The 12,330-nt window shown below is 62.6% G+C and carries 10 protein-coding genes and 1 pseudogene; 4 read left to right on the top strand and 7 right to left on the bottom strand.

The genetic code is table 11. From position 1 onward, the window contains the following. Nucleotides 1–3 precede the first annotated feature (3 nt). The 3 genes from ACZ2HM_RS00775 (at nucleotide 4) to ACZ2HM_RS00765 (ending at nucleotide 2,958) form a co-directional block, all read left to right on the top strand. Nucleotides 4–1,635, top strand: a complete 1,632-nt coding sequence (locus tag ACZ2HM_RS00775; protein WP_470425950.1) for a nitrite/sulfite reductase — start codon at nucleotides 4–6, stop codon at nucleotides 1,633–1,635. Between the two features lie 104 nt (nucleotides 1,636–1,739). After that, a complete protein-coding gene (locus ACZ2HM_RS00770; protein WP_470425949.1) occupies nucleotides 1,740–2,180 on the top strand; it encodes a DUF934 domain-containing protein in 441 nt (146 codons plus the stop codon). Further along, nucleotides 2,173–2,958, top strand: coding sequence for a phosphoadenylyl-sulfate reductase (locus ACZ2HM_RS00765; RefSeq protein WP_037476859.1), 786 nt, complete (start codon nucleotides 2,173–2,175; stop codon nucleotides 2,956–2,958). The genes ACZ2HM_RS00770 and ACZ2HM_RS00765 overlap by 8 nt, the downstream gene beginning before the upstream one ends. 151 nt (nucleotides 2,959–3,109) lie before the next feature. Here the strand turns inward: ACZ2HM_RS00765 and ligA are convergent, their stop codons facing one another. From ligA to ACZ2HM_RS00745, 4 genes are all read right to left on the bottom strand, one after another. Beyond that, nucleotides 3,110–5,227, bottom strand: a complete 2,118-nt coding sequence (gene ligA, locus ACZ2HM_RS00760; RefSeq protein ID WP_470425948.1) for an NAD-dependent DNA ligase LigA — start codon at nucleotides 5,225–5,227, stop codon at nucleotides 3,110–3,112. A 93-nt stretch (nucleotides 5,228–5,320) separates the two neighbouring features. Next, nucleotides 5,321–6,244, bottom strand: coding sequence for an alginate O-acetyltransferase AlgX-related protein (locus tag ACZ2HM_RS00755; protein ID WP_470425947.1), 924 nt, complete (start codon nucleotides 6,242–6,244; stop codon nucleotides 5,321–5,323). A gap of 92 nt (nucleotides 6,245–6,336) precedes the next feature. Continuing rightward, nucleotides 6,337–7,044, bottom strand: coding sequence for a polyamine aminopropyltransferase (locus ACZ2HM_RS00750; RefSeq protein ID WP_470426894.1), 708 nt, complete (start codon nucleotides 7,042–7,044; stop codon nucleotides 6,337–6,339). A gap of 128 nt (nucleotides 7,045–7,172) precedes the next feature. Next, the gene (locus tag ACZ2HM_RS00745; RefSeq protein ID WP_037476861.1) at nucleotides 7,173–7,496 is read right to left on the bottom strand and encodes a DUF6481 family protein; all 324 of its coding nucleotides are present in this window, start codon (nucleotides 7,494–7,496) and stop codon (nucleotides 7,173–7,175) included. Nucleotides 7,497–7,884: 388 nt separating this feature from the next. Between ACZ2HM_RS00745 and ACZ2HM_RS00740 the strand changes: the two are divergent. Continuing rightward, nucleotides 7,885–8,142 (top strand): annotated as a pseudogene (locus ACZ2HM_RS00740) (transposase); the annotation flags it as partial. An 83-nt stretch (nucleotides 8,143–8,225) separates the two neighbouring features. Here ACZ2HM_RS00740 and istB read toward each other — a convergent pair. The 3 genes from istB to ACZ2HM_RS00725 form a co-directional block, all read right to left on the bottom strand. Next, entirely contained in the window at nucleotides 8,226–8,993 is a 768-nt protein-coding gene (gene istB, locus ACZ2HM_RS00735; protein WP_007686288.1) for an IS21-like element ISSsp5 family helper ATPase IstB, read from the bottom strand. Further along, nucleotides 8,990–10,483, bottom strand: a complete 1,494-nt coding sequence (gene istA / locus ACZ2HM_RS00730; protein WP_011950768.1) for an IS21 family transposase — start codon at nucleotides 10,481–10,483, stop codon at nucleotides 8,990–8,992. Before istA ends, istB begins: the two co-directional genes overlap by 4 nt. Before the next feature lie 240 nt (nucleotides 10,484–10,723). Further along, nucleotides 10,724–12,322 carry an ISL3 family transposase gene (locus ACZ2HM_RS00725; RefSeq protein ID WP_470425395.1) on the bottom strand — a complete coding sequence of 533 codons (1,599 nt, stop codon included), beginning with the start codon at nucleotides 12,320–12,322 and terminating at the stop codon, nucleotides 10,724–10,726. Between the last annotated feature and the right edge of the window lie 8 nt (nucleotides 12,323–12,330).

The raw sequence follows: 12,330 nt of genomic DNA, 5'->3' as shown, positions 1-12,330 counted from the left end.
ACCATGTATCGTTATGACAGCTACGACCAGTCGATCGTCGATGCCCGCGTCGAGGAATTTCGCGACCAGACCCAGCGCCGCCTCGCCGGCGCGCTGACCGAGGACCAGTTCAAGCCGCTGCGGCTGATGAACGGCCTCTATCTGCAACTCCACGCCTATATGCTGCGCGTCGCCATCCCCTACGGCACGCTGTCGGGCAAGCAGATGCGCAAGCTGGGCGAGATTGCAGGCAAATATGACAAGGGCTATGCCCACTTCACCACCCGCCAGAACCTGCAATATAATTGGATCAAGCTGGCCGACGCGCCCGATATCCTCGCTGAACTGGCGACGGTCGAGATGCACGCCATCCAGACATCGGGCAATTGCATCCGCAACATCAGCTCCGACCAATATGCCGGCGTCAGCGCGGACGAGGTGGCGGACCCCCGCCCCTGGGCCGAATTGCTGCGCCAATGGTCGAGCTTCCACCCCGAATTCACCTATCTGCCGCGCAAGTTCAAGATTGCGGTGATCGCGTCCGACGATGATCGCGCGGCGATGCGCCTGCATGACATCGGCCTCAAACTGGTGGAACGTGACGGTGTCGTCGGGGCGGAAGTCTATGCCGGTGGCGGCATGGGCCGCACCCCGATGGTCGCGCCGCTGATCCGCGACTTCGTGGCCGAGGATGAGATCATTTCCTATCTCGAAGCCTGCCTGCGCGTTTACAATCGCTACGGCCGCCGCGACAACAAATACAAAGCCCGGATCAAGATCCTGGTCCATGAGATCGGCGTCGAGGAATATAAGCGCCAGGTCGAGGAAGAGTTCGCCCATATGCGGACGCTTGGCCTCAACCCGCCGGTCGAGGAACTGGCCCGCATCCGTGCCTTCTTCGCGCCGCCTGCCTATGAAAGCGGCCTGTCCGACACGATCGACCGCAGCGACCGGGCGTTCGCGCTCTGGCTCGACCGGCAGGTCGCGGCGCATAAGGTGCCCGGCTATGCGATCGTCAACATCAGCCTGAAGCCGATCGACGGCATCCCCGGCGATGCATCGGCCGAGCAGATGGCGCTGGTGGCGGACCTGGCCGAGACCTATTCCTTCGACGAACTGCGCGTCACCCATGCGCAGAACCTCGTCCTGCCGCATGTGAAGAAGGCGGACCTTTACGCCATCTGGCAGAAGCTGGCGGCGGCGGGGCTGGCCGAAGCCAATCTCGACCTCATCACCGACATCATCGCCTGCCCAGGCCTCGACTATTGCGCGTTGGCCAATGCCCGCTCGATCCCCCTGGCGCAGAAGATCGCGGCGCGCTTCGCCGATGCGGAGCGGCAGGCGGACTTGGGCGAATTGAAGCTCAAAATTTCGGGCTGCATCAACGCCTGCGGCCATCACCATGCCGGGCATATCGGCATATTGGGCGTGGACCGGCGCGGCGTTGAGAATTTCCAGCTGCTGCTCGGCGGTTCCGGTGCGGAAGATGCCTCGCTCGGCCAGATCACGGGCCCCGGTTTCTCCGAAGATGGCGTGGTCGATGCGATCGAGAAGGTCACCGACATCTATCTTGCGGAACGCACCGATGGCGAACGCTTCCTCGACACCTATCGCCGCATCGGCATGACGCCCTTCAAGGAGGCGATTTATGGGTAAGGCCCCCTTCATCCCACAGCCGTTCGTGTCGAGCGAAGTCGAGACACGGCTAGGGCGCGCTTCTCGTTTCTCGACTGCGCTCGAAACGAACGGAGATTTTCGTCATGGTTGAATTTCTCTCCTTCCGCGATGGCGAATCCACGCAGGAACCCGCCGTGACGGTCGAGGCCTTCACCGGCCAGTCCAACGCCACCGCCGTCCGCATCGAACCTGGTGAAGACGCCCGCGAATTGCTGCCGCACCTCGATCGCATCTCGCTGGTCGAAGTGAACTTCCCCGGCTTTGGCGACGGGCGCGGCTATTCGGCGGCGCGCATCCTGCGCGAGGCGGGCTATCAGGGCGAGTTGCGCGCCGTGGGCGACGTGCTGGTGGACCAGATCGTTGCGATGCGCCGCTGCGGCTTCGATAGCTTCCACCCGGCCAAGGCGCTTGACGATGCCGCCGTTGACCGCGCGCTCACCCGCTATGCAGACGTCTATCAAAAGACGATCGATGGCCGCGCACCCATTTGGGCCAAGCGGCACCCGGAGACAGAAAATGGCTGAAGCCGCCCGCACGCTCGACATCATCGACACCCGCCCCGCCTTCGTTCAGGCGGACGCGGACGCTCTCAACGCGCGGTTCGAGGGTGTGGGCACGCTGGACATGCTCAAGACCGTCTTTGCCGAAGGACTGGCCGGGAATGTCGCGGTCGTCTCCTCCTTCGGCACTGAAAGCGCCGTGCTGCTGCATCTGGTGGCGCAGGCGGACCCGACCGTGCCGGTGATCTTCGTCGATACGCTCAAGATGTTCGCCGAAACGCTGACCTATCGCGACACGCTGATGGACGCCTTCGGCTTCACCGACAGCCGCACCGTGACGCCGATCGCCGAGGTGATCGCAAAGAAGGATGAAACCGGCCTGCGCTGGTCCTATGATCCCGACGGCTGCTGCGAAATCCGCAAGGTCGAACCATTGAAGCGCGCCAAGGATGGCCTCGACGCCTGGATTTCCGGGCGCAAGGCGTTCCAGTCGGTCACCCGGCAGAACCTGCCCCGTTTCGAGGTCGAGGACGGGCGGCTCAAGATCAACCCGCTGGGCGACTGGACCAAGGATGATCTGGAGGTCTATTTCGCCGACCACGCCCTGCCCCGCCACCCGCTGGAGGCGCAAGGCTATCTCTCGATCGGCTGCGAACCCTGCACGTCGAAAGTACTGCCCGGCGAAGACCCGCGCGCAGGCCGCTGGCGCGGCTGGGACAAGGTCGAATGCGGCATCCACTCGCCCGTCACGCCTATCCCTGTGGTCGACCCGGAAGACCCGGCCAACATGCCGGTATTCTGAGCTTGGTTGCCGCCAACAAACTCCGTTCGTCCTGAGTAGCCATTGAGCGAAGTCGAAATGGCATATCGAAGGATCAGGCGCATCGCTTGATGCTTCGATATGAGCCTTCGACAAGCTCAGTCTCTACTCAGCACGAACGGGCTATTCTTGCCTAACCCGCCGCCCTGACAATCTCCGCCCAGGCCTCCTCGCTGATCACCTCGATCCCCAGCGCGCTCGCCTGCTTGAGCTTGCTCCCCGCCCCCGGCCCCGCGACCACCAGGTCCGTCTTGGCACTGACCGATCCCGCCGCCTTGGCCCCCAGCCGCTCCGCCTGCGCCTTGGCCTCGTCGCGGCTCATCGTCTCCAGCTTGCCGGTGAACACGATCGTCTTCCCCGTCACCGCGCTGGCGGTGGTTTCCACCACATAAGGCGGCGGCGATACTTCGCTCAGCAGATCGTCCCACGCCGTCACATTATGCGGCTCATGGAAGAAATCGGCGAGCGCATGGCCCACCGCCGCGCCGACATTCTCCACCCCGATATGCTCGGCGATCGCCTTGTCGCGCTTGGCCTGGGTCTCGCCCTCCGGTGCCGCCGCGCGCAGCGCCATGATCTCCTGGGCCAGCGCGCGCACCGCTTCCAGCGTCGTGTAGCGCTTCAACAGATCCCGCGCCGTCACCGCGCCGACATGGCGGATGCCCAGCCCGAACAGCAGCCGCGCGGCATCGGGCGCGCGCTTCGCCTCGATCGCGGCGAGCAGATTGTCGACCGACTTTTCCTTCCACCCCTCGCGCCCGACCAGTTCGGCGCGATGGCGTTTCAGGCGAAAAATATCGGCCGGTTCGGAGATCCAGCCCAGATCCAGAAACTCCTGAATCGATTTCTCGCCCAGCCCTTCAATGTCCAGCGCGACGCGACTGACGAAATGGCGCAACCGCTCGAACCGTTGCGCCGGGCAGATCAGCCCGCCGGTGCAGCGATAATCGACCTCGCCCTCCTCGCGCACCGCCTCGCTCTGGCAGATCGGGCATTGCGCCAGAAAGACATAGGGCGCACGATCCTCGTCGCGGCTCAGATTCTCGACCACCTGCGGGATGACGTCACCCGCCCGCTGCACCACGACCCGGTCGCCCGGCCGCACGCCCAGCCGCGCAATCTCATCGGCATTGTGCAGCGTCACATTGGACACCACCACCCCGCCGACCGTCACCGGGGTCAGCCGCCCTACCGGCGTCAGCTTGCCGGTGCGCCCGACCTGAATGTCGATCGCCTCCAGCGTCGTCTGCGCCCGTTCTGCCGGAAATTTATGCGCGATCGCCCAGCGCGGCGCTTTCGCGACGAAGCCCAGCCGCCCCTGCCAATCAAGCCGGTCGACCTTATACACCACCCCATCGATATCGAACGGCAGGTCAGCCCGCGCCCGCTCAATCCCGCGATAATGGGCCAGCAGCGCCTCAAGCGTCTCGACCCGCACCAGCATGTCGGACACGGGCAATCCCCAGGCCGCAATCGCCTGCATCACGCCAAGCTGCGTATCGGCAGGCAAATCGCTATGCGCGCCCCAGCCATGCGCCAGAAAGCGCAAGGGACGGCTGGCGGTCACGCCCGCATCCTTCTGCCGCAGCGATCCGGCGGCGGCATTGCGCGGATTGGCAAATTGCCGCGCCTTCTCCGGCTCGTCCGCCTCAGCCATCAGCCGGGCGTTGAGCGCGGTAAAATCTGCCTTCGCCATATAGACCTCGCCCCGCACCTCGAACAGGTCGGGCACGGCTTCGCCCGTCAGGCGATCGGGAATATCAGCGATGGTGCGGACATTGGCGGTCACATCCTCGCCCGTCGCCCCGTCCCCCCGCGTCGCGGCCAGCACCAATTCGCCCTTCTCGTAGCGCAGCGAACAGGACAGGCCATCGATTTTCGGCTCGGCCGTCAGCGCCACCGGCGCATCCTCCGGCAACGCCAGAAAACGCCGAACCCGCGCGATAAATTCGCTGATATCCGCATCGGCAAAGCCATTGTCGAGGCTCATCATCCGCTGCGCATGCGCGACTTTCTTGAGCGCCGACGTCGGCGCTGCCCCGACCTGCGCATTGGGCGAATCGGCCCGCACCAGATGCGGAAACGCCGCTTCAAGCGCGTTATTCTCTGCAATCAGCGCATCATAGGCCGCATCCGTAATCTCCGGCGCGTCGTCGTCATGATAAAGCCGATTATGCTTCGCCACCTCGCGCGCCAGGCGCATCAAACGGTTGGCAGCATCGGCGTCGGAAAGCGTAGCAGGATCGATCATGTCCCCACCATAGCGGCCTTGGCGGTCCTTGCGGAAGAGTGAACCCGCTTTCCTACACAGCGGGCGTCGATATCGCTGCCGCCCACTCAACCATCACTGTTTGGGCACGGCCCGCAAAAACCGATCCAGATTGAGATTGATCACAATATCGGGCCGTTCCTTGCGGATGATATCGAAATTAGGCTCCGGTTTCCAGACATAGGCAATACGGGAAAAATGCCGGGACAGAAAAGGCATGACCGCCATTGCGAAGGAATCCCGAAACACGACTGCGCGCGGCAGGGTCGAATCCGGTATCTCATGGACGATCGCTTCCCTGGTGGTGGACACCAGCAGATGGTCATCCACCGGCATTTTCTGGAACGGTATATTTCCCCGAAGGGCCATGATCGTCTCGAAATTTATGTCCGGCGGGACATCATCGTCAGCGACGTCGATAAATTGCAATGGATCGACCGAAGCCAATACGGCTTTGGGTTTATTGGCGAGATCGCCCTGATATCCTTCGATATTGCGCGTCGCCAATTGGTGCCACTGAACCGGCGGGGTAAGTGCGAACCGCGCGGAAATATGCTGATGGATCGCCCGATAGGCAGCGTATCCGCCACAGACGTTCCAATGCGTATCGGTCTTGCAAAACACCTGACCATAGCTTTGCCGGGCAGCAATCAGCGGGTCTTTGAGATAGACCGTTTGAACACCGCAACCCTCGACGGCTGCCATGATCCGACCCGCGGGCGACTGCGTGATATCGACGTCATAGCCAATAGGAAGGCAGTCCTGATAAACCACCTCCTTGGTCGGAGCGATAAAGAAGAAATGGGGTATTCCCAGTTGCTCGAACGTTTCAGCGCGGCGCATGAAAACCTGCTGATATTGCGCAAGCTGTGCCTCGGATATGGCTTGCCGCCCCGTGAGCTGGCTTACCACATCATTGCCATCACCGCATAGGAAGAGCCAGTTGTCGCGGCCGATCAATCCTCTGACGCCCGGTTTGTCTGCGAACCAGATGATCACTCTCCCCCTATGCCGCGTTCATGTGCTTTTGGTATCAGCATGTTCGGTCGATGCCGTCAACAATGGCCAACGACAGCTCTTTTGCACGCAATTTAGGCCACCTTCCTCGCAAACCAGATATGATGGCAATCGTCGATGCTACCGGCATAAGCGGGCACCCGCACGGCCTCGACATCGAACCCGGCTCGTTCCAGCCTGCGGTCAAAGCCCCGCGCCGGATAGGCCGACCAGATCGCCAGCACGCCCCCGGATCGCAGTGCGCCATAAGCGGAGCGCAAGCCCCAATTGCAATACAACCGCTCATTTTCCGCCTGGATCAATCCGTCAGGCCCATTGTCGACATCCAGCAGGATCGCATCGAACCGGTCGCTGGCCGCCGCAATCACGTCATGCACGTCGGCGACGTCGATCGTGACGCGCGGGTCGGACAGACGATCGGCAAAGACATGCGCCAACGGTCCCCTGGCCCACTCCACGATCTTGGGCACCAGTTCCGCCACGATAATGGCCGCGCGCGGTGACCAGGCATCGAGCGCCGCGCCCAGCGTAAAGCCCATGCCTAGCCCCCCGATCAGCACTTGCCCATCATTATCGGCCAGCCGCTCGCACGTCAGCCGTGCCAGCGCCTCTTCCGACACATGGTCGCAACTGCCCATCAATTCTTCCGACCCGAACTGGATCGAAAAATCAGCGCCGCTTTTCAGCAGCCGCAACTGTCCGCCGCCGGGAATCTCGGCGATATCGATGACTTCGATCGGATGGGAAGAGTCCGCCGCATAAGGGTCGGCATGGAAAGGCAGGACGGGGTCAGCGCGATAGATCGGCGCATGGGCACTGTGCAACTGGTCCAGAAATCATCCTTCAAATGCGGCCGCCAACGGCGCGGGGCGGGCGGCCATGTAGCCCGACAGCCGCCCTGCGCCTTATCTTACTTGCGGGCCTTGCGCGCCGCATAGCGGGCATCGCGCGCCGCCTTGCGTTCAGCTTCCGTCATGGCTGGCGGCGGCAGCGCAGCCTCGGCCGCCGCCTCACGCTCGGCCTTGCGCGCCGCCTCCGCTTCTTCCCTCTCGCGCAGCTTGGCTTCACGCCGTTCGCGCGCGGCCGCTTCCTTGGCCAGGCGATTCGCCAGCTTTTCGGCCTGCTCGGCTTCATCGACCGGCGGCTTGGCCTTCAGCTTTTCCAGCGCCTTCGTCTTGGCATCCTTGGCCGCGGCGACCCTGTCCTGAAAACCGGGTTCTCTATATCCTCGCATAAATTCGTCTTAATCCTGTCAATGTCGCGATGCGGCAAGCCGTCTGGCGGAAATCCAGCAAGCGTCCCTGGCTTGCACCCAAAAGCCCACCCGCCTGGAAGAACCCACGCGGGACGATGTTGACGCGCTTCCACAGGGGATATCCCGGCCCGCAAGGCCAAAGGACTGGTGCCGCTTACAGGACTCGAACCTGTGACCCCCGCATTACGAAGGCCTTTGACGCTTTGCAAGAGGGTTGAGGTTTTCTGCCGTTTTTCGGTGAATGGGGGCGGCATTTTCCGTTTAACCCACGCCAGACCCAAACGCAGAAGAAGTCCGGTTTGCGCGGTTTCCTTTTAACGGCACTTTGGTAGGAAGCGATTTCAAATCCGACCTGCGCTATACCCGGATGCGGCACGTCTTCGCCGATGTCGGCTATCCTGGTGACAAACTCAGGGAGGCCCTGAGGCGAACAGGGAAATGGACCGTCGAAATCATCAAGCGGTCAGATACAGCTACATCATTCGAAGTGCTACAACGCCGATGGGTTGTTGAAAGCACGACGGCACGAACCAATTGGAACCTACGTCTCGCCAGAGACTGCGAGCAAACCCTTGCATCGGGAACTGTCAACGGCGGAGCAAAAGTCGGCCATTCGGCGGCGTAAAACCAGGCCATCGTGTTACATGCCGGGGGGAGTGGCGTGAGGGCGTAGCCCGAGGGCCACTCCCCCCGGCATTGGTGTAATTTTCAGGGTCTGGTTTTGGCCTTGCGGGCCCGGCTGTGCGCGAGGCGATAGCTTTCGCCGTTCATCTCGAGGATGCTGACGTGATGGGTCAGGCGATCGAGGAGCGCGCCTGTGAGACGCTCAGATCCGAAGGTTTCGGTCCATTCGTCGAAGGGCAGGTTGCTGGTGATGAAGGTGGAGCCGCGTTCGTAACGCTGGGAGATCAGCTCGAACAACAGTTCGGCGCCGGTCTTGGAGAGCGGCACAAAGCCCAGTTCGTCGATGATGAGCAGCTTGTATCCGGCCATCTGCTTCTGGAAGCGCAGAAGACGGCGCTCGTCGCGGGCCTCCATCATTTCGCTGACCAGCGCTGCCGCGGTGGTGAAGCCCACCGACAGTCCTTTCTGGCATGCTGCCAGTCCGAGCCCCAACGCTACGTGCGTCTTTCCGGTGCCTGATGGCCCCAGAGCGATGGCGTTCTCACGCCGCTCGATCCACTCGCAGCGCGCCATCTCGAGCACCTGCATCTTGTTGAGCCTGGGGATGGCGGCGAAGTCGAAGCTGTCGAGGCTTTTGACGGCGGGGAAGCGCGCGGCCTTGATGCGCCGCTCGACCATGCGACGCTCCCTGTCGATCATTTCCATCTCGACGAGGCGGGCGAGGAAGCGGATATGATCGACGCCTTCAGCGGCACATTGCCGCGCGAGCTTGTGATGCTCACGCAGGCACGTAGGCAGCTTGAGCGCTTTGAGATGGTGAGCGAGAAGGATCTCCGGGGCCTGATCGCTCATGCGGCCTCCTGCCGGTCGGAGAGCAGGCTCAGATAGGCTCTGGCAAAGGTCTTCTCGACCGTGGTGCGTGGCAGGAAGGGATAGACGTCCAGGTCCAGCCTGGGCGGTACGCGTTCGATCCGGCACAGGACGAGGTGCTTGACGGCATCGAAGCCGATGGCGCCAAGATCGATGGCCTGTTCGACCGCCGCCTGGAGATCGGCGAGGGTGAACGTTTCCAGCAGGCGCAGTACCTGCACATATTCGCGCCTGCCATGTTTGTGCATGCGCCCTTCCATCAACCGCTGCAGTGTCGTGAACGCTTCGGGCAGGTCCCAGCCCTGCAAAGGCGCAGCCTGGTCGAATGCGTTGATCTTCTGCTCGATCAGCGGGAGATAATGGAGCGGGTCGAAGACAACCTCCTCGCGGGCATAGCAACGAGGATGACGGGCGATGACTTCGCTGCGGCAGCCGATCACCACCTCATCGACATAGGCCCTGATCCAGACCTCCTGATGGCCCCAGGCCACCGGAACCGAATAATCGTTGGTCCTGTAGCGCACCAGGGATTGCGAGGAGACCCGCCCGCCTTTCTGATCGCAGGCCTCGAAGGGTGTAGCGGGCAGAGGCTGCATGGCCGCGAGATCGCGCTGCAGCCGCTCACCGATCGTCTCGCTCTGCCCGCGCACCTTGTCCTGCTGGCGCTTGCGGCATTGCTCCTCCAGCCACAGGTTGAACGCCTCCCAGGTCGGGAACTTCGGGATCGGCACCATGAAGTTGCGCCGGCAATAGCCTACCAGCCCCTCCACATTGCCTTTCTCGTTCCCCTTGCCCGGGCGAGCATAGCGGTCGCGGATCACGTAATGTGACAGGAAAGCGCTGAACAGCGTGGCACGCTGCCGCGTGCCGTCGGGCAGGATCTTCGTCACAAGGCAGCGATCGTTGTCATAGACGATCGAGCGCGGTACCGCGCCGAAAAACGCGAAGGCATGCACGTGTCCGTCCACCCAGGCCTCCGCCACCGCCGCCGGATAGGCCCGCACATAGCAGGCATCACTGTGCGGCAGATCGAGCGCGAAGAAGTAGGCCTTCTGCTCCACCCCGCCGATCTCCACCAGCGCTTCCCCGAAATCGGCCTGCGCATCTCCCGCAGGGTGCGCCAGCGGCACGAACATCTCCCGGCTGCGCTGTTCGCGCTCCCGGATGTAATCCTTGATGATCGTATAGCCGCCGGTGAAACCATGCTCGGTGCGCAAACGGTCGAATACCCGCTTCGCCGTATGGCGTTGCTTGCGCGGGACACTGCGGTCACCCTCAAGCCATCCATCAATGATCGCCACAAACCCGTCCAGCTTCGGGCGCTGCGGTACGGACTGGCGCCGGTAACCCGGCGGCGATGAAAACGACAGCATCTTGCGTACCGTTTCGCGCGACACATTGAAACGCTTCGCCGCCGCCCGTTGGCTCATGCCATCCGCGCAAGCCAGACGGACCTGAAGATAAAGTTCCACGCTGTAGATCCCCACACCTCCCTGACTCGGCAGAAAGGCTTCAAGGTGGACGACTTTTACGCCGCCCGCAGCAGGACTATCCCGCCGCTACCGTGGTCGAATATTGCTCCGCCGTTCTCAGACAATGTCGGCTCATCTCATTCTGCCGGGGCTAGCCCCGGCAGAATGAGATGAAGGGGCCACCAACTAGGGAATTTTCAAAGCCCACTTTTGGGCTCTCCCGCAATTTCGGTGCAGGTGTCATACCATGATACGCGCCCGGAGTAGGTCGAGGCCAGCCCGTCCGTACATGGAACGCTTGATGAGCTTCAGCTTGTTGATCTTGCCTTCGACCGGTCCAGTGCTCCACGGTAAAATCAATGCGGCGCGCACCGCATCGATATCGCGCCGGAGGCCGCGCGCGAACGAAGCAATGGCGCTTCCAAGTGCCTGGGCGAGCCATGGCTCGAACTCTACGGGGTCGCGTCCGACCAGTATTGCGTGGAAACGCCGCGCGAGGTCGGCACATTCCGCGATTATGGGCGAGGCGGCGCGCACGGCATCGACGAACCGCGCATCGTCCTGGCAGAGTGTATCGCTGGACGTGGTGAGAAGCCTGACCGTCTGTCGCGAGGATGGTGCTTTCCAGCGTGGGTGTCTGGTGGATGGCGCTGTAGACGGCGACAGGCCATCGCGTAACCGAGCCTTGATCCAGCGACGAAAGCTGCGCGCTTCGCCACGATAGCCGAGCCCGCACACCTCGCGGTAAAGCTGAGTGGCATTGCGGCAGCCTTCCTCCCAGCGCGAGACGAGATATGTTTCGAAGGCGTTCGCGGGGTGACGCGATCCGCGTTCCCAGGTTCCAGGATGTTTGTCGAGAAGCCACTGGCGGATCGTCTTGCGATCTCGGCCGGTTTCGTGCGCGATTGCCGAAATGGTCCAGCCTTTGTCGCGCAGGCTGACGACCGCATCGAACATCTTGTTCCGCCGCGCTCGGCTTCGCCTTTGATGATCGAGCGCGTTGCCGGACATTCCCTGGGTTGCTGGTCGTTCTGGCGGTGGATCCTGAGCATCATCATTCGCCAGCGAGCGTCCAACTTCGCGAACGAGCTTATATCGCCTTTCCACGACGGAGAGCATTGCATCCGAACAATTGCGCAGCATGTGCCAGCGATCAGCAACCTGCCGAGCCAAAGGGGCACCTTCGCGCGCGCCCTTGGCATAGCTGCCGGCCCGATCGCGTGCGATAATCTCTGCGCCGGGGTGGGACTTCAGCCAGTCGGCAAGGGTCTCGCTCTCCCTATCCGGCAGCAAGTCAACGACTTGGTGGGCCTCGAGATCCACCAGCACGGTGCCGTACCGCTGCCCCTTTCGCCATGCCCAATCGTCAACGCCCAGGACACGCGGCGCACCCTGGTGGACCTGCCGATCAGCGCGAACGATCCGAAGCATCGTGTCAGCACTGACGCGCATGCCAAGCCGCTCAATGAGACGAGCACCCGCTTCGCCGCCAAGGGCTAGGCCGACGGAACGCTGGACATCACGCACGCGCAGCGTGCGACGAGCGTGACGGGCGGCAACGTCCTCAGCGCGTTCGGCGAAGATACGCTGCTCACAACTCCGGTTGGCACACCGCAACCGACGAACGTGAATACAGAGTACTACCGGGCACCCCTGCCATGGGAGATCGGCGATGCGTCGCTTGTATCTGCTGTGCATCCGCGACGACACGCGTCGGCAGCTGGGACAGCGGGGCGCAGACAACCGCGACCGGCAATTGATCACGATGCGCTCGGTTTCGACAATGACCTCCTCCACGATCAGCTGGCGTGGAATAAGCGGCAAGATACGCTTGGGCATGGCTCGAC

Source organism: Sphingobium sp. KKT206, assembly GCF_055640555.1.
Note: the sequence above shows the minus strand (reverse complement) of the source record. Positions and strands in the feature narration are given on the sequence as shown.